Origin of the sequence: Psychrobacter sp. 1Y10 (assembly GCF_052259005.1) — a bacterium.
Classification (GTDB): Bacteria; Pseudomonadota; Gammaproteobacteria; order Pseudomonadales; family Moraxellaceae; genus Psychrobacter; species Psychrobacter saeujeotis.
This window is the reverse complement of record NZ_JBQQES010000004.1, coordinates 197,893-215,406: the sequence shown is the minus strand read 5'-3', so window position 1 is coordinate 215,406 and position 17,514 is coordinate 197,893. Positions and strand designations below refer to the sequence as shown.

General features: G+C 42.0%; 12 protein-coding genes. 6 read left to right on the top strand and 6 right to left on the bottom strand.

Annotated elements, in window-relative coordinates; translation table 11 throughout:
- Positions 1-175: 175 nt before the first annotated feature.
- From ACTXGH_RS07695 to uvrA, 3 genes are all read left to right on the top strand, one after another.
- Positions 176-1,420 carry a DUF819 family protein gene (locus ACTXGH_RS07695; protein WP_439296652.1) on the top strand — a complete coding sequence of 415 codons (1,245 nt, stop codon included), beginning with the start codon at positions 176-178 and terminating at the stop codon, positions 1,418-1,420.
- A 161-nt stretch (positions 1,421-1,581) separates the two neighbouring features.
- On the top strand, positions 1,582-2,121 hold the full coding sequence (locus tag ACTXGH_RS07690; protein WP_439296651.1) for a redoxin domain-containing protein: 540 nt from the start codon (positions 1,582-1,584) through the stop codon (positions 2,119-2,121).
- 231 nt (positions 2,122-2,352) lie between these two features.
- Positions 2,353-4,911 (top strand): excinuclease ABC subunit UvrA, encoded by a 2,559-nt coding sequence (gene uvrA, locus ACTXGH_RS07685; protein WP_439296650.1) that lies wholly within the window; start codon positions 2,353-2,355, stop codon positions 4,909-4,911.
- 173 nt (positions 4,912-5,084) lie between these two features.
- Here uvrA and ACTXGH_RS07680 read toward each other — a convergent pair whose 3' ends face one another.
- A complete protein-coding gene (locus ACTXGH_RS07680) occupies positions 5,085-6,569 on the bottom strand; it encodes an amidase (protein ID WP_439296649.1) in 1,485 nt (494 codons plus the stop codon).
- 45 nt (positions 6,570-6,614) lie between these two features.
- A complete protein-coding gene (locus tag ACTXGH_RS07675) occupies positions 6,615-7,373 on the bottom strand; it encodes a 5-oxoprolinase subunit PxpA (RefSeq protein ID WP_439296648.1) in 759 nt (252 codons plus the stop codon).
- Positions 7,374-7,880: 507 nt separating this feature from the next.
- Between ACTXGH_RS07675 and ACTXGH_RS07670 the strand changes: the two genes are divergently transcribed.
- Positions 7,881-8,624 (top strand): M90 family metallopeptidase, encoded by a 744-nt coding sequence (locus ACTXGH_RS07670; RefSeq protein ID WP_439296647.1) that lies wholly within the window; start codon positions 7,881-7,883, stop codon positions 8,622-8,624.
- Between the two features lie 65 nt (positions 8,625-8,689).
- Here the strand turns inward: ACTXGH_RS07670 and ACTXGH_RS07665 are convergent, their stop codons facing one another.
- Together ACTXGH_RS07665 and ACTXGH_RS07660 are read right to left on the bottom strand one after the other, a co-directional pair.
- On the bottom strand, positions 8,690-9,610 hold the full coding sequence (locus ACTXGH_RS07665) for an alpha/beta hydrolase family protein (RefSeq protein ID WP_439296646.1): 921 nt from the start codon (positions 9,608-9,610) through the stop codon (positions 8,690-8,692).
- Positions 9,611-9,978: 368 nt separating this feature from the next.
- Positions 9,979-10,653, bottom strand: coding sequence for a hypothetical protein (locus tag ACTXGH_RS07660; RefSeq protein WP_439296645.1), 675 nt, complete (start codon positions 10,651-10,653; stop codon positions 9,979-9,981).
- A gap of 155 nt (positions 10,654-10,808) precedes the next feature.
- Between ACTXGH_RS07660 and ACTXGH_RS07655 the strand changes: the two genes are divergently transcribed.
- Positions 10,809-11,294 (top strand): hypothetical protein, encoded by a 486-nt coding sequence (locus tag ACTXGH_RS07655; protein WP_439296644.1) that lies wholly within the window; start codon positions 10,809-10,811, stop codon positions 11,292-11,294.
- Positions 11,295-11,583: 289 nt separating this feature from the next.
- Here the strand turns inward: ACTXGH_RS07655 and ACTXGH_RS07650 are convergent, their stop codons facing one another.
- Entirely contained in the window at positions 11,584-14,727 is a 3,144-nt protein-coding gene (locus ACTXGH_RS07650; RefSeq protein ID WP_439296643.1) for an ESPR-type extended signal peptide-containing protein, read from the bottom strand.
- A gap of 580 nt (positions 14,728-15,307) precedes the next feature.
- Positions 15,308-16,321, bottom strand: coding sequence for a hypothetical protein (locus ACTXGH_RS07645; protein WP_439296642.1), 1,014 nt, complete (start codon positions 16,319-16,321; stop codon positions 15,308-15,310).
- A 154-nt stretch (positions 16,322-16,475) separates the two neighbouring features.
- On the opposite strand from ACTXGH_RS07645, the gene ACTXGH_RS07640 reads away from it, so the two are divergent.
- Entirely contained in the window at positions 16,476-17,474 is a 999-nt protein-coding gene (locus ACTXGH_RS07640; protein ID WP_439296641.1) for a LysR substrate-binding domain-containing protein, read from the top strand.
- Positions 17,475-17,514 lie beyond the last annotated feature (40 nt).

Here is a 17,514-nt window from a genome sequence, read left to right as displayed (position 1 = left end):
TTATAGTAAAGCCGCTCATTTAGCCCTATAGTAAAGCCGGAAAAAGCCAGATACGTGTTATCTGGCTTTTTTGTGTCTATTCAATTTAGGATTTGGCCAAATAGCAGCTTGCACCTATTTTTTGCCTTGTCTATACTGACAAACTTTGATAAATCGCACACTTCGGAGCCCCTTGATGCCCGCTACCTCAAGTTTTGCAATTGATAGTTTGCCACTAGCATTTGGTATTATCATGGCCATTATAGGCTTGGTATTTTATACCCAAGGATTGCCCAGTAAGTTTTGGCGACGTTTTTATGCTGTATTGCCCGGTATCGTATTGTGCTGCTTTATACCGGCGACGTTGAATAGCTTGGGCTTCTTTGCTGATGGTATTGGCTCACAGATTTATGGCTTTACCGCTACCTACTTGTTACCAGCCAGCTTACTACTGATGACCCTGTCGATGGATGTACCCAAGATACTGGGCTTAGGCTGGAAAGCCATTGCGATGTTTTTTGCCGCCAGTATTGCCATTATTATCAGTGGTCCGATTAGTTTGGGTGTGGCTAAGTGGGTATCGCCCAGTATGTTTACCGATGATACGTTATGGCGCGGGTTTTCAGCAGTGGCAGGTAGCTGGATTGGCGGTGCTGCTAATCAGGCAGCGATGAAAGAATTGTTTGGGGTCAGTGATGATTTGTTTGGCATGATGATTTTGGTTGATACGACCAATGCCTCATTGTGGCTATTGGCTATCTTGGTCATGGCCAAGCACAGCGATAAGATAGATCGCTTATTAAGGGCTGATAGCAGTAGTATTAATAAAGTGATTGCAGCGGTTGAGAGCTACGAGCGTGACCATGCACGTCCAGCGACACTTAATGACTTAATGGTGATGTTCGGCTTATGCTTTGCTATGGTAGGAGTGGCACACTTTATCGGTGGGCAAATCGCAGAATTCTTTGCGCCCTATAGTTGGGCAGTACAATATAGCTTTGCCAGCAGCTTCTTTTGGATGGTGGTCATCATTACCATCATAGGGGTGATTTTTTCCTTTACCAAAGTTCGCCGGCTTGATCATGTGGGTGCTTCCAAAATCGGTACGGTGTTTATCTTCGTACTCATCGCGGCTATCGGTATGCAAATCAATCTGGCGGGCATCGTCTCACAGTGGCGACTGCTGCTCATTGGTCTGCTATGGATGAGTATTCACGTAGTGATTGTCTTTGCTGTCGCTAGGCTCATTCGTGCGCCGTTTTTCTTTTTGGCAGTCGGCTCCAACGCCAATACAGGCGGCGCGTCCTCAGCACCAATTGTCGCCACCGCCTTTCATCCTTCCTTGGCACCTGTAGGCGTGTTTTTGGGTATTCTTGGTTATGCGGTCGGCACCTTTGGCGGTTATATCAGTACGCAGATGATGCGGCTGGTGGTGGGGTGAGATTAAAAATATCTCTATAGATTGCCAATACGTATCATTTCATAACAAAAAGTCGACTTAACTGTCGGCTTTTTAGTTATACCATCGTTGGTGAGATGTTGAACGATTGGTCAAAATCAATCTTCAAAGTTACAATAATGAGAATATATAAGGATAAAATTATGCAAGCATCTTACAATCAAAAATTGCTTTCTGGTACCAAGTTTCCTGAGATGGAAGTACAGCTATATAACGGTGGGATGCAGTCATTGGGGAAGCCGGCCCATGGTCATGATTGGAAACTGGTCGTTATTTATCGCGGTCAGCATTGTCCGATGTGCACCAAATACCTCAATGAGCTTGAGACTAGAAAAACGTCTTTTTATAAAACAGGTGTCGATATCATTGCGGTATCTGGCGACAGTAAAGAGCAGCTAGAAAGCCATTTTGACGATATAGATATCGATTTCCCGATTGCTTATGGCTTGAGCGTCGAGCAAATGAAAACGCTGGGGCTTTATATCTCTAATCCGCGCTCAGAAAAAGAAACCGATCATCCGTTCGCTGAACCTGGTATCTACGTGGTCAACGACAAAGGGGATATTCAGGTCGTGGATATCTCAAATAATCCTTTTGTAAGACCCGATCTTGAAACACTTGCAGAAGGTTTGGCGTTTATCAGAGACAAAGACTATCCCATTCGTGGTACTCATGATTATTAATAGTTATTAATAATTACGCGTCATAAGTTATAAACGCATTGACTTGTAAATAAATAGCGCGCTAAAGATGTCTTTAGCGCGCTATTTTTATATTCTTTTTAGTTTCAAGTTATCGTTTTGTCTCTCTATACTATGAATACGTAAGCCGAGCCATAGGCTACAATCAAGGTGTGTTAACCTCTTGTGAATCAAATCTTATAATAACAATGAGTTAAGAGGAAAGACTGCGGTATGGCCAAGTACAATAACACAAACTTCCACGATCTTTATAGCACTCCCAATCATCAACGGAGCAGGCAACCAAATAATCACGTTCAAGTCCGAGGCGCACGTGTCCATAATCTAAAAAACGTCGATGTTGACTTGCCACGTGATGCACTTGTGGTGTTCACGGGTATATCAGGCTCAGGCAAGTCATCGCTGGCGTTTGGGACTTTGTTCGCCGAATCACAGCGCCGTTATCTGGATTCGGTGTCACCGTATGCAAGGCGTTTGATCGATCAAGTGGACGAGCCAGATGTCGATGCCATAGAAGGCCTGCCACCCGCAGTCGCCTTACAGCAGCAGCGCGGCACACCCTCTGTACGCTCCTCCGTTGGCAGTGTCACGACCATATCGAACGGCTTGCGGATGTTGTACTCACGAGCTGGCGAGTACCCAGCAGATCAAGACATGCTCTACGCTGATGCATTTTCGCCCAATACGCCAGAAGGTGCATGCCGAGCGTGCTCTGGTATTGGCCGAGTGTTTGATGTGACCGAAGATTTGATGGTGCCTGATAGTACCAAGTCCATTCGTGAGCGGGCGATTGCGTCATGGCCCGGCGCTTGGCAAGGACAAAACTTGAGCCGGATATTGACCACGTTTGGCTATGATATCGATACGCCGTGGCACAAATTGCCCAAAAAGTCTCGCGATTGGATTTTGTTTACTGATGAAACGCCAACGGTACCAGTCTATCCTGAATACAATGTGACGCAAACGCGTGCTGCAATTGAAAAAGGAGAGAAGCCCAATTATATGGGCACGTATATCAGTGCCAAAAACTTTATTTTAAATGCCTTTACCACCACGCAAAGCCCACGGGTCAAAAAACGGGTCTCGCAGTTTATGCAAATATCTGTATGCCCAGAGTGTCACGGTAAAAAGCTTAAAAAAGAATCGCTATCAGTAAAGTTTGCAGGGCTGGATATCGGCGAGCTGTCGCAACTTACTTTAACCGATTTGGCGTTAACGCTGGAAAAAACAGCGCATACAAAAATCGAAGATGACACCCCCAACCGCGAAAAAGCCATCGTCGCACAGCGGATCGCTAGCGACATTTTAGCGCGTGTTGAGGCACTAACGAGGCTCGGCTTAGGTTACTTATCGCTTGAGCGCACAACACCGACCTTATCGCCAGGGGAGCTACAGCGCTTGCGTCTGGCCACGCAAATACGCTCGCAGCTGTTTGGCGTGGTATATGTGCTTGATGAGCCATCCGCAGGTCTGCATCCTGCCGACACGCAAGCACTACTCGGTGCATTGGATGAGCTTATTGCCGCTGGCAATTCAGTGTTTGTCGTTGAACATGATGTGAGCGTTATTCGTCATGCCGATTGGGTGGTCGATGTCGGGCCACAGGCAGGTACGCATGGCGGCGAGATTGTCTATAGCGGACCTGTAGAGGGTTTGCGCAAGGTTGCTGCATCAACAACGGCGCAATATCTCTTTACCGATAAAGAGACGACACACAAACAACCGCTTAGAAAACCTAACGCTTGGCTAAAGCTTGCTGATATAGAGCGTAACAATATCCAAGGGTTAAGTATTGAGTTGCCACTAGGGGTTATGAGCTGTGTGACTGGCGTATCGGGATCAGGCAAATCAAGCTTGGTCAGTCAAGCTCTAGTTGAGCTGGTCAATGAGGCATTAGGAAAAAAATCCAGTGCAGACGCGCCAGCGGATGAAGCGGATTTGTTAGAGCAGGAGTTTGAGACGGTTACTAAAGGCAAAATAATTGTTGGCATGGACAAGGTCAGCCGCCTTATTGATATCAATCAAAAAGCCATTGGCCGTACGCCGCGCTCAAACCTTGCGACCTATACAGGGCTGTTTGATGATGTCCGTAAATTGTTTGTGGCAACGGCAGAGGCCAAAGCGCGCGGTTATGATGCGGGCCGTTTTTCATTTAACACGCCAAAGGGTCGTTGCCCCAACTGTGAAGGGCTAGGGTTTGTCAGTGTCGAGCTGCTATTTTTGCCGAGTGTTTATGCGCCTTGCCAAGTTTGTCACGGTCAGCGCTATGATAATGACACGCTGGCGATCACTTACCGAGATAAAAACATCGCTGAAGTACTGGATCTAACGGTAGAAGCCGCTTATGCGTTTTTTGACGGAGAAGCCTCGATATTACGTGCTTTAGATGCTCTCTTGCAAGTTGGTCTTGGCTACTTGCGTCTGGGGCAGCCAGCGACTGAACTGTCGGGCGGGGAGGCGCAGCGTATCAAGCTTGCCACCGAGTTACAACGTACCCAGCGTGGTGATACGCTCTATATCTTGGATGAGCCGACCATCGGTCTGCATCCTGCCGATGTGTCGATGCTAATGGCGCAATTGAATGCGCTCGTCGAGGCGGGCAATACTGTCATTATGGTTGAGCACGATATGCAAGTGGCCAGCAATAGCGACTGGATTATTGATATTGGTCCAGGGGCAGGGGATGCGGGTGGATCTATCGTTGCTCAAGGCACGCCTATTGAGGTGGCGCAGTCCAAGACTAGTCGTACCGCACCCTTTTTATTGGTGTAGTGTTATTAGTATTAATCAAACTAACAATGTCTTTAAAAAAGGTAAGCTGGATAAATAAGCAGTTGTCGCAGTATTTTCGACAACTGCTGCAGATGGTGAAAATTATCGAGTAGATCATTGCATTTAAGTAACTCAGTACTATAGCCGTTAAAGCGAGTCTTAAAATTAGAAAATCATAAATACTTAGGCGTTTGACGTACATTGTTAGCTTGTTCAAACGCATAACCCAATCGGAATAAATCAGGCTCGTGATAGGGCAAAACAACCAGCTCCATACCCACGGGTAACCCATTTTTACTAAATCCAGCAGGCAAACAAATCGATGGCATCCAAGTTTGTGAAGCAATCAAAGTATTTGTTGGGAAAGTTAATACTTGATGCTTGCCATCACGGACATCTTGTTTCGATGGTGGCAGAATCTGAATGCAAGGAAATACCAGTGCATCTAAGTTGTTTTTTGCAACGATTCCGGCAACTAGGCGCTGGAATTTGTCACGAGCGGCAAGTTTTTTGAAATAATCAGGCTCATCTTCTGGGTTTACTGGCCCCTCAAAGATATCAATTAAAAGGTCCAGCACAGGGTGAAACAAGCCCTTTTCTTTGATTTCTTCAAGGCTTTTGATTGGCATATTCTCACGTGAGGCTAAAAATTCATTAATGTCGTGTCGCGAATGCGAACCATATAAGGAGGTTTCAGTAATGTGCTCCATCATATCTGGAATTTCAACGTCAATTAGTTCTGCACCAGCGCTCTTTGCTTGTTCAAGCGCTGAGTCGATAATCTGATTAACTTCTGCTGACTCATTATTGTCATTTGAGCCATAAGCATTACGGACAACGCCCAGACGTGCATTTTTTAGACTGTTAATATCCATCGCATCCGTATAGCTGCCTTGATGATTGGCAATACTCGCGGCAGTAGTATATTCATCTTTTGGATCATAGCCTACCATTGCATCTAAAAGAAGAGCAGCATCTGTAACGGTACGCGCCATCGGTCCTGCTGTGTCTTGAAATACCACAAGCGGTGAGGTGCCGTCGCGACTGATCAGGCCTGGTGTGACACGGACACCAACAAGATTGGTAAAACTGGCTGGCAGACGTATAGAGCCACCAGTATCTTCGCCAACTCCAACCAACCCTAGATTCGCCGCTATCCCAGCAGCTGTACCACTACTAGAGCCGCCTGGATCATGTGACAAAACATAAGGATTTTTGGTTTCGCCTTGTTTTGAGCAGAAGCCAAACCATGATGATGCAAAATCTGGCAATACTGTCTTAGCAAGGATAATAGCACCTGCTGCTTTGATTTTTTTGACAACGGTTGCGTCGTCTTTTGGTTGGTAGCCGTCTTGAGCGATAGAACCAAAGGTCGTCATCATTTCTTTGGTTTCTATCTGATCTTTTACAAGCACCGGTACGCCATGCAACGCCCCAACAAACTCTCCTGTTTCTGCAAAATGTGAATCAAGGCGATCGGCTTCATCGAGCGCGAGTGGATTAATAGTAATGATAGAGTTAAGAGTAGGACCAGATCTGTCAATGGCTTCGATTCGGTCGAGGTATGCTTCAACCAAGCCTCGTACAGTAAGCGATCCATTCTTAAGGTGCGTCTGCATATCAGCAATAGTTAATTCTTCAATTTCGAGATTTTTCATGATGATTTTCCTTCTTCCTTGAAATTATTATTAATGAAAGTTAAGTTAAGGAGCCGCTACCTCGATACCCGCGTTATCAAGAGCTGCTCGTACTGCTTTTATCAGTGAAAGGGCGCCTGGAGTGTCACTGTGAATACATACAGAATCGAATTTAACCGTTAATAGCTGGCCATTAATTGACTCTACTTCATTATGCTGGCAGGCACGTAATACTTTTTGTGCCACACGCTTAGGATCAAGTGGCTTGATCTTGCGCACAAACACAAGATTTCCTTCATCGTCGTAATCACGATCTGCATAAAACTCATGCACTCTATGTAACCCAGCATTTTTTGCTGCATGATCAATTGTTGTGTCTGCCAAGCAGTAAATAGCTAAGTTGGGAGCGACAATTGCTAGGGCAGAAGTTAGCTTTTCAGCAAATTCTTCATCTCGTGCTGCGTGCATAAATAATGCGCCATGCAGTTTGAAATGATGCATCTTTAGACCTTTAAGATGAGCAAGTTCTCGTAGAGCACCTAATTGGTACAATGCATCATTCACCAGTTCATCAGCAGATGCTAAGATATGGCGACGTCCAAAGCCGACCAAGTCACGAAAACCTGGATGGACACCAATGCATACTTCATGGCGCGCTGCCAGCCGCAGCGTCTCAGCCATAATAGAGGGGTCGCCGGCGTGAAAACCTGCGGCAATATTGGCTGAGCTAATAAGTGGCATGATATCGGGATCGACCCCGTCGCCAATCGTCCAAGCGCCAAATCCTTCTCCCATATCTGAATTTAAGTCAATCGTTGATACCATCGAAAAGCTCCTTAGCAATATCTTTATATTTATGTCCATTAAAAAGCTATATGAATGTTATTAAAGCCATTTATGAATGAGGGTTGCGCAAAGTCAAAGTGGCACAGGTAGTAGCTAAAGCAAAACGGTTTATTGTTATAAAAGATAAAAGCTTTATGCGAAGCTGTAGGACATTTACTTTAATCATAGACGCTTTGATAGAAGAGAGATATATTACAATGTAATTTTTAATTTAAGTTTTTTTGAAAAAGGTAAGCTCAACGTAATGAATCATTTTAGACTAAAACATACAGCTTTTTGATCCTTATATTTTTAAGGCACATATATTAGGCTTTACTTTTAAAAGATGAAAAATAGAGCAGGGCGCTGGCATATTTGCACACGTTAAATCACAACGATATCAAGCACTATATAAATATCATCGCTGCTCTCAGTTTGTTTGATAACATTGTGCAGTGAATAGATGGGATAAACATGGTTTAAACGTTAACGTTAAGGAAAATCAATATGTTTGAAATAATAAAAGACTGGCGCGAGCAGCGAATACTGGATAATAGCGAATTTACCGAGGCTGACTGGATGCAAGCTGCCAAGCGTATTGTGATACTCGATAGACTAGACAAGGATGAGATATCTCGTTTGTTTGATTTGGCGACATTGTTTTTGGACGACAAATCTATTAACGGCGCTCAAGGCTTTGAGATTACCGATGCTGTTAAGCAGTCTATTGCCTTGCAAGCTTGTCTGCCTATCTTAAATTTAGGACTTGAGTGGTACGCTGGCTGGTCGTCAGTCATCATCTATCCTGGTTCATACAAAAGTGAGACCAAAACAGTAGATGAGTTTGGTATTGTTCATGAAGGCCAGCAACATCGAAGCGGGGAGGCGTGGCAGCGTGGACCTGTGGTTTTATCATGGAAGGATGCCAAGCATTCAGGCGAGCGCGATGGTCATAATGTCGTCATTCACGAGTTTGTGCATAAGCTTGATATGCTTAATGGCCGCGCCAATGGCTTCCCGCCCATGCAGCCGGATATGGATCCAACGCGCTGGACGACAATTATGAGCCGCGACTTTGAAGACTTTCAAAAGCATCGTAAATCAGGCTTGGATCGCTACGGTGCGACCAATCCGGCTGAGTTCTTTGCGGTACTTAGCGAAGTATTTTTTGAGACCCCGCAAAAACTGATAGACGCTTATCCTGATATTTATGAGATTATGGTCAAGTTCTTTCGCCAGACGCCGAATTGAACGAAGATAATAGATTTGAGGAAGGTAAAGTGAACTAAGTTCTGTCAACCAACTCTCACTCATTCCTAATTAATATATTGTTGGCAAGATTTAAAACTTGAGTTTTTAATTATCTTTAATGGTTCAGTCATATCAGCTTTTGTGCGGTTATATATAGATAGGTCAGCAACCCAAAGCATATTGCGTGTAAGAACCCATCTGTAATGTGAGTAGATACCCATTGATCTTATCAGATTGTATTCTTCAGCAGTCTGATCTTCAGGTGCACCAATATTATCAACTCCAGGCCATCTATGAAAAAACGGGCTTCTTACTATTTTCAATACTTCATTATCAGTTGATGCCAACCATATTTTATTGTCTGATTTTCCATGTGTATAAGTTTTTGGACTTGGATTCAAGGCCCAAGCCTCAGCTATCTTATATTTTGTTGAATCTTTTTTAGTAACATGAACTGCTAATCCTGCACCGAGTGAATAACCTGCAACAACAATTCTAGTGTTTGGATTTGCTTCCGCTATTTGTAGAACGTATTCTTCTGCTAATTTGTACTGTTTTTTACTAAAAAGTAAGTTTGTAAATATCCAGTCACGTTTCTGATTTGAGCCAGTGAATGCAATTATTATTTCTTTAAGCTTTATTTTATCAGATGTTTCATATAGCTTAAATGTCCCAACGCCAAAGCCAGACTTGTCTGACTTAGGCCAGTGATGTACTTCTAAATAAGAGGGTATTTGAAAAAAATGGTCTTTGCTTTCTTGTGTTATTTTATCTTGACCCTGAAGTACTAATGAACTAGCCAATGCATATATATAACCTCTCTCAGCTACTTTAAGATGTTCCTTACCAAAAGGAGAATCTAACTTATGAAGGTATCTATCATTGCACCAAAAATACCTGCCTTTTTCACTATTTGTTGTAATTTTTCCAAGTGTTGAGCAACCAGACAAAAGAGCCGAAACTAACATTACTATAATGAATCTCATAATATTAACATCCTTGTTAGTTATTTCTCATCACATACCTTTATTTTTGAATAAATTTTAATAATTATTTCTAAGCAATTGAAGTTGCATTTCTAAATACAAATTTCGTAAGTTTAAATTACAATCTATTTACAAAATATCAGAATTTTGTATAAGTGTATATATTTTTCTTCATTAAAAAATTGTAACTTTAGTTAAAATTTCTTCACATATACTAAAAAATTTTTAGAATTCTATATTTTAAAAAAAACGAACAGATAGTTATAGCTAATCTCTTTATTTTGATACAAAAAGGGCAGTGCATCATATACGATGCATTGCCCTTTTTTAATGGAATTTGACTATAAAATCATATGCTTAATTGTTGATCAAACTGTCCATTGGTCATTAATAATAGCGACCAAATAGCGTTTACCTTGATAGTCATCAAACACTAAGCGCATGATGCGCCAGTCCATACCATCATATTCTTCAGACCCTTTATAATAAAACTCAACCACATCCGAGTGTTGATAGATATCTCTTATATTATTAATCATACCACCAGTTTGGCGGAATTCATTGATGCTGATGGCGCTATTATTATACTTTTGCGTGTCCACCCAAGTAGCTAGGTATTCTGGTAGTGGGATTATTAATGGATTGCCAGTACCATCAAGTTCGCCCCAAGTGAAGCGAATGTTAGGCTGTTTTAGATACTGTGCATATTGCTCACGGCTAAAGACTTTATCAGACTCAGGGCGCACGTAAGCGTACATTGAGAAGCGCACACCACGTGTCGGATGGATATCATTGGTGATGCGAGCATAATCATTATTAGCAAGTGCCCGCTGGATGCGTAACGCTTGCTGTCTAAGGGTTTGTTGACTTATATCTGAGACAACTGTTGTCGATGAGTTACCGTTTGATTGATGAGTAACGGTTGCATTTGACTCAGCAGAAGATTGACAACCGGTAGTAACCAGTATTGAAGCAAAGCATACAGTAGCTGATAGTTTATAAAGATAGGACTTAGAAATATCAAAACGAGATGACGGCATCATAACAATATCCTTATCATAGCTTATTATTTTTATAAAAGTGGAATTGGAGAAAAGTTAGACTAATATAAATACTAAACAATTATGCAGTAAAATGATAGTTTATATGTGTTTTAATGAATTTAATACTTACGATGTCATCATCCATGGAGGACACCATGCAAAAAACGATATTGTCTATAATAATGCTAATAATAGGGTTTTCTGCTATGACGGCTAGCGCTAATCTAACTGAGCCGTTACAGAAAGTTTTTGCTATGAAAGTTAATACTATTGCCAAAATGTACCGGCAGGATGCGAGAAACCAAGGTCAAGATTATCCAGTTGTACTACAACAATATGGTAGTCCAGAGCTACAGGCGGCCATGCAGCTTGAGCAGGATTATTTCGATAAAGAGCAAGTGTCATGTCATATTGGTTATGATGTGTTGTGGAGTTCTCAAGATCCTGACTATGCACAAGACAAGCAGTTTTCAGTGACCACAAAAGGTTTGGTCAAAGTCAGCTTAGTGCAAGGTAATGATGTTTATTATGAGCTGTCATGTGATAGCATCGATAATGAAGAAAATTGCCAAGTAGCAGATGTCATCTTAGATGAGGATGGCACATCGTTACGAGAGCATTTACTGAAGCATTGTCGTTAGCTGGAATATAAGAGGTAGATGTGAGCATTAATATTTATTAAGAAGGAATATAGATATTTAAGTATGAAATAAATTTCTTTTAGAAATGAATGGCAAGACTTGTAGACAGAACTGGATAACAAATAATTGAACTAAAACATTATACACTCAACGTCTAAGACCGTTGGTTTGTTTTCGCATAATGTATATTATGTTAAATAGACTGTTTTATATTAAACTATAATGGCAGTTCACGTCTATAAAAAAACAAAGGATAAATAAATATCCCTTGTTTGTGCTTAGTGAGTATTTACCAGCTATAACCCAAGCCTACACCACCAGAAGTCTCATCTTTGGTGAAAGCACCGCCAACACTGACACTTGCATTAGGATGGATGACACGTTGATAGCCGACTGAAACCGCTTGCTCAGATCCTTGAAAACCTGCACCTACGCCTATACGGTTTTTACCTGACAAACCTGAGGTGCTGGTCGCCATATTTAGCATAGCAGCACTCATCGCTCCTTGACGATCAAAACGCTCATCAACTTCGCGAAAACGTCTGTCAGTCTCAACCTCATAATTTTGGAATGTGTTATTCAAAGTCGCTATACCAGTATCGGTATAGGCATTGGCCGTTTCGATAGCGTTCGTTTTCTCAGCTTGTAGTTGACTTACGTTCACCGCATCATGCTCATCAGTACCATCCTTAACATTAATAATTTGACGTTGGTCATTAGCAGAGCCAACCGACACCGTATTGTCACGATCAGAGCTAGAATCATTACCCAATACCACCGCATTTTGAGCTGATGTATTCACGTTGTTGCCTACTACAAAAGTATTGTCACCAGACACCGTGTTGTCGTTACCGAAGCTGTAACTGTTGTCGCCACTGACGACACTTGGGTCACCAATCGCCCCAGAATGGTCTCCTGTGACCTTATTACCGGTACCGATACTAATGGATTGCACACCGCTTGCTTCTGCACCATCACCAATGGCAATAGATTGCTCACCTTCACCTTGCCAGGCTGCGTTATTGTCGCTCGTAGCATTATTGTCTATAGCATTTGCCTCTACCGACCTCATACTTGCATTGTCGGCAGTTGCAAACTCTGCAGACGTAAACCTACTGATTTCATTCTCAATAGGTGAAGGTCCAATAGATGCAGGCTGAATCATAGCTGACTGCGGGGCAACTAAAAAGTTTCTTTGTATCACTAGTATTTGATCATCGACGTAACGTTTATTGGCAGCATCATAATCGTTTTGTGGACCAGCAACGTTGGTGATACGTTTCTCACTACCTGCGCGGCCCACTGAAATGGTATCTACCTCATCCGCAAGAGAATTATGGCCAATGGCCGTGGCACGTGCTGCTGTAGCGCGGCTGTTACTTCCAAATACGCTACTAAAACTACTTGAGGCAATATTTCTATAACCCACCGCACTACTACTAATGCCCGTTGCTTTATTAAAAGAGCCTAGCGCACTGCTATATTCACCATCCGCGTCATTCTTGTAACCCACCGCACTACTTGCATTACCTGATGCGATATTGGAACGACCTACAGCATTGCTGGCAATACCCACTGCTCTATTGCTAATGCCTATGGCACTGCTAATATTACCTGATGCCGTATTGGAGCGACCTACTGCGCTACTATTGCTAGCAGATGCATAATTATCACTACCCAATGCGCTGCTATTGCTAGCAGATGCTATATTATTAGAACCCACTGCACTACTATCAGTACCTCTTGCTTTATTTTTACGACCCATCGCACTACTAGCAGCACCCGAAGATTCATTGGAAACACCTATTGCACTGCTAACAATTCCTGATGCAGTATTAGAGCGACCCAGCGAACTGCTATCAACACCCAGTGCTATATTACTAACTCCTATCGCACTACTATTACGTGCTGATGCCTTGTTAGCAGCTCCTATTGCATTGCTAAAGTCATCCGATGCTTCATTATTGAAACCTATCGCACTACTAAATCTACCCGATACCGTATTGGAGCGACCCAGCGCACTGCTTTTTTCACCCGATGCCGTATTTCCAGAGCCCATTGCGCTGCTCCAACCGCCTGATGCCCTATTCTCGTTACCTACCGCACTACTCTCACTACCTTCTGCATGATTATCACTACCCACAGCACTGCTAAGAAAGCCACTTGCGCTATTACCATAACCCAACACACTACTATTTCCCCCCGATGCTCTGTTGCTAAAACCCACTGCACTACTATTATTACCTTCTGCAATATTAAGACGACCTACTGCACTGCTATCAGTACCTTCTGCTGTATTGCCAACACCTACCGCACTGCTACCATCACCTGATGCTTCATTAAAAGCCCCCATCGCACTGCTATATTCACTCGATGCGGTATTGTTAGAACCCACCGCACTGCTTAACAAGCCCACTGCTGTATTGCTAAAACCCACCGCACTGCTATGTTCCTCCAACGCCTGATTGTTATTACCTATAGCACTGCTGTCCCTACTCGATGTGATATTGTTATAACCCACCGCACTGCTGTATCTACTCCGTGCGGTATTGCTATTACCCACTGCACTACTGTTTGTAAATAATGCTTCATTACCGAAACCTACCGCACTGCTACTATTGCCCGATGCAGTATTACCATTACCTACGGCACTACTCAAGGGACCGCTTGCAGTATTATTATGACCTACTGCACTGCTATCAGTACCTTCTGCTTTATTATTAGCCCCTACCGCACTACTGTTTTCACCCGATGCATCATTGATATAACCTACGGCACTACTATTTTCACCTGAAGCAGTATTCTCGTTACCCAATGCACTGCTATAATACCCTGATGTAGCATTGCCACGGCCTAGTGCATTGCTCCAACCACCCTCTGCGACATTACCATTACCTATTGCGATACTATATTCTTCTAATGCTGCATTGCCATTGCCTATCGCACTAGTTCCCCAAGTCTGCGCGTTATTGTTACTACCCACAGCACTGCTCTGATGACCGAATGCCTTATTATTATAACCTAGAGCATTGCTACCATCGTGCATTGCTTGATTTTTACTACCGACCGCACTACTAAATATACCCCCTGCCATATTATCAAAACCAACTTCAGTGCTGAATGAAGGCATTGGATTTTCATCAAGGTCTACATCACTACTGTTTTTATTTAAATCAATGTAACTAGGATCTGTATTATCAAAACCGGTATCTGCCCAAACAGTAGCGCTAATCGCTGTCATACCAAGAACTAAAGCTTTTAGAGTCAGCATTGGATAATTAGATGAACTGTTGGATGAAGGACTAGATAGGCTAATCGTTTGGCTAATACTACCAGTTACGCCGCTGGTTTTGCCTGCACTTTTTGCTGTCTCAGAGGTGACTACCACCTGCCCTAATGATTGGTTCCAGATTTTTTTGAAGATCTTATTCACTGCTTGCTCCTTCATTTTAATAAATAGTTTCAATTAGTATTCATCAAAGCGAATATGTTTACAAGCTTACAAAATGTAAATAGGCCGTAATTTTTTATTACTACTCTATACAAAAAAACATGACGAGAATATTAGCGAACAATTTTCTATCTATTTAATAAATGAGAAAATTAATCTCTTACAAAGTATATGGTATTCCTATAACTATCGAAAATATACCGCCAATATAAAAAAACACGCTCTACTATTGAATAATAATTATCCAATAATAGAGCGTGTTTAATCTTGATAAACCAGTAGCCTAACTCTAAGTATTACCACCTTGCGACTATCTTTCTTTCAATACCAATACTCTTTCAAACAAATGTAGTCTTTTGTCGATAAAAATAACTTAATAACAAAAGTCTGTTTAAATAGTTTTGTTTGTATTTGTTATCTTACTACAATATTCACTTATTAATTCTATAAAAAAATAGCATTAATATTATATCTTATCTTTAAATATTTTTACTATAAATCTAAAGCTGTTTCTTATAAAACCTACTTTAAGTACTTACAATTTGATTATATGTTACAACGACTAGTTATTCGTTTCTCGATATAGAGTAATTTGCGCCTCCTCTGCAAAATCCTCATAACTAATTATAGCCTCATTATCGCTATTTTTGACAAGGTCAGCTTCTGTATCGCTGGTATCGGTCTTTGGAGATACTGCAGTAACCAGTTGCGTTGTGCTAGTCTTTAACAGTGTATCTTTTATTTGTTCATCGCTTAACTTAGATTTGTCGATTGACTTGTCTACAGACAACTCCCCTACCGTTGCAACGTTATCTGACAAATTTGTCTCACTTACATTGTCAGATTTCGCTACCGTCTCTTCACTACTCAATGGCTTTATACCCGCAGTATCTGGTCCATCAGCGCTCACCACTGTTGTATTTGAGCTTTCTGTAGCTGGCTCAGTATTAGCAAATATACCTGTCATAGTCAGTATAGCAACCACAAGTGCGCTCAGCAGTAACCCGCAAACAATGCCAATAATCAATAGCTTTAGTTTTAGGCTACTAACTTGCTTATCCTCTGATACGCCTGTTTTTTGGATGTCAGCGTCTGCTTTTAAGTCAGTAGGTAGTACGGATGCTGTCGCGGCGTCGTCAAGCGTAGGATCTTCATGTGAAGATAGCAAAGACAGCTCCAACCCATCATCAGTGTTTTCTGTATTTGCTTTAGAGGTATCTAGCTGTTGGGCTTTGATTTTTTGATCATTGTGTGAGGTCTGTTCAGTTTCTAAAGAAAGTTGCCACTCTGCATTATCTAAAGGTTCAGATGCAGTTTCTGCATGAGGTAATTTTTCTTTAAAATTGGCACGACTTAAATTTTTGTCAACATTAGATTCACTAATACCCTGTATGCGATTAATAAAACGCTCATATATGTCACTGGTTTTATTATCTTTTCTGCAAACGGAGGCAGATAAACTTTCTTTTCCCTCCACGTTATTTTTGTACAAATCACTATTGTCTGATTTATTTTTGCTTAAATTATGGTTATCTAAATTAATTTTTTCTAAGTTACCTTTGTTGAATTCATTCATATGTTAATAAACCAAGTAATGCCGTTAATATTAAGTGATTGCAAAAACTACGCTATCATAACTGCGTTATGATACTTTGGATCCAATTGACATACGCACGACGCCATTAATTCGATCAAAGACGAAAAAAGCTACTATGATAGGACTATAAACAATGGATTTAAAGCAGATCAATGCTTTTATTGCTATCGCCGATCTCAAAAGCTTTAGTGCTGCCGCTAAAAAAACAGGCTTATCACAACCAAGTCTTAGTCGCCAGCTAAAGCAGCTTGAGGCGGGTATGGGCGTGATACTGGTTGATCGTTATCATCGGCCACTACAACTGACTAAGGCCGGTCAGTTCTTTTATGATAAAGTCAGTACAGTATTGACAGAGCTCAATACCATCACCAGTATGACCCAGCGCTTATCAGCACCAAGTAAAGCACTTAACATAGGTTTTGTGCCATCAGTACTTTATGGGCACTTACCAGACATCATTGCGTCCTTAAAACAGCAAAACCCTGATATCGAAGTCAATCTTAAAGATATCAGCTCATATCAACAAGTAGAAGCGTTAAAATCTGGTGATATTGATGTTGGCTTTGGTCGCTTTGCTCATCAAGATGCATGGATACAGCAAATTCTATTGCGTCATGAGCGCTATCTGGTGGCATTGCCCAAAGCCCACCCACTTGCCAATACTACAGATCAACGCTTGATCGATTTGGCAAACAACCGCCTAATTTTATATCATCAAACACATTTACCAGTATCTACTACCGCAGCCACAACCCTAGCGACCAAAAATGGCGAGACAGACAGCGAACCGTTATCAGTTAGTGAGCCTGTCACCGAACCTTTGTTGCACTTGTTTGCAAGGTATGGCATCACCTCGCTAATGACGACTGAGGTGAGCGACTTGCAAGTTGCGCTTGGACTTGTGGCGGCAGGCGAAGGTATTACATTAGTACCCGCCAGCCTACGCACAGTACGCACCGAACAGATCAGTTATCAGCGTTTGATTCATGAAAATATCACCTCTCCTGTGTACTTGCATACACTAAAAGACTTTATCCACCCCAAAATCCCCAATCTCTTAGATGCAATCTATGCCGTTTATGAACAACGTGGTATTACTTATCGACGACAAAAGTTTGGATCAAAGCTATAAATTATAAGAATAGTCTAAAATTATCCTATATCAGATGCGT

Bases quoted from the DNA above. Each gene is read 5' to 3' on its own strand.
- ACTXGH_RS07695 (WP_439296652.1), top strand. From the start codon at position 176: ATGCCCGCTACCTCAAGTTTTGCAATTGATAGTTTGCCACTAGCATTT.
- ACTXGH_RS07690 (WP_439296651.1), top strand. From the start codon at position 1,582: ATGCAAGCATCTTACAATCAAAAATTGCTTTCTGGTACCAAGTTTCCT.
- uvrA (WP_439296650.1), top strand. From the start codon at position 2,353: ATGGCCAAGTACAATAACACAAACTTCCACGATCTTTATAGCACTCCC.
- ACTXGH_RS07680 (WP_439296649.1), bottom strand. From the start codon at position 6,569: ATGAAAAATCTCGAAATTGAAGAATTAACTATTGCTGATATGCAGACG.
- ACTXGH_RS07675 (WP_439296648.1), bottom strand. From the start codon at position 7,373: ATGGTATCAACGATTGACTTAAATTCAGATATGGGAGAAGGATTTGGC.
- ACTXGH_RS07670 (WP_439296647.1), top strand. From the start codon at position 7,881: ATGTTTGAAATAATAAAAGACTGGCGCGAGCAGCGAATACTGGATAAT.
- ACTXGH_RS07665 (WP_439296646.1), bottom strand. From the start codon at position 9,610: ATGAGATTCATTATAGTAATGTTAGTTTCGGCTCTTTTGTCTGGTTGC.
- ACTXGH_RS07660 (WP_439296645.1), bottom strand. From the start codon at position 10,653: ATGATGCCGTCATCTCGTTTTGATATTTCTAAGTCCTATCTTTATAAA.
- ACTXGH_RS07655 (WP_439296644.1), top strand. From the start codon at position 10,809: ATGCAAAAAACGATATTGTCTATAATAATGCTAATAATAGGGTTTTCT.
- ACTXGH_RS07645 (WP_439296642.1), bottom strand. From the start codon at position 16,321: ATGAATGAATTCAACAAAGGTAACTTAGAAAAAATTAATTTAGATAAC.
- ACTXGH_RS07640 (WP_439296641.1), top strand. From the start codon at position 16,476: ATGGATTTAAAGCAGATCAATGCTTTTATTGCTATCGCCGATCTCAAA.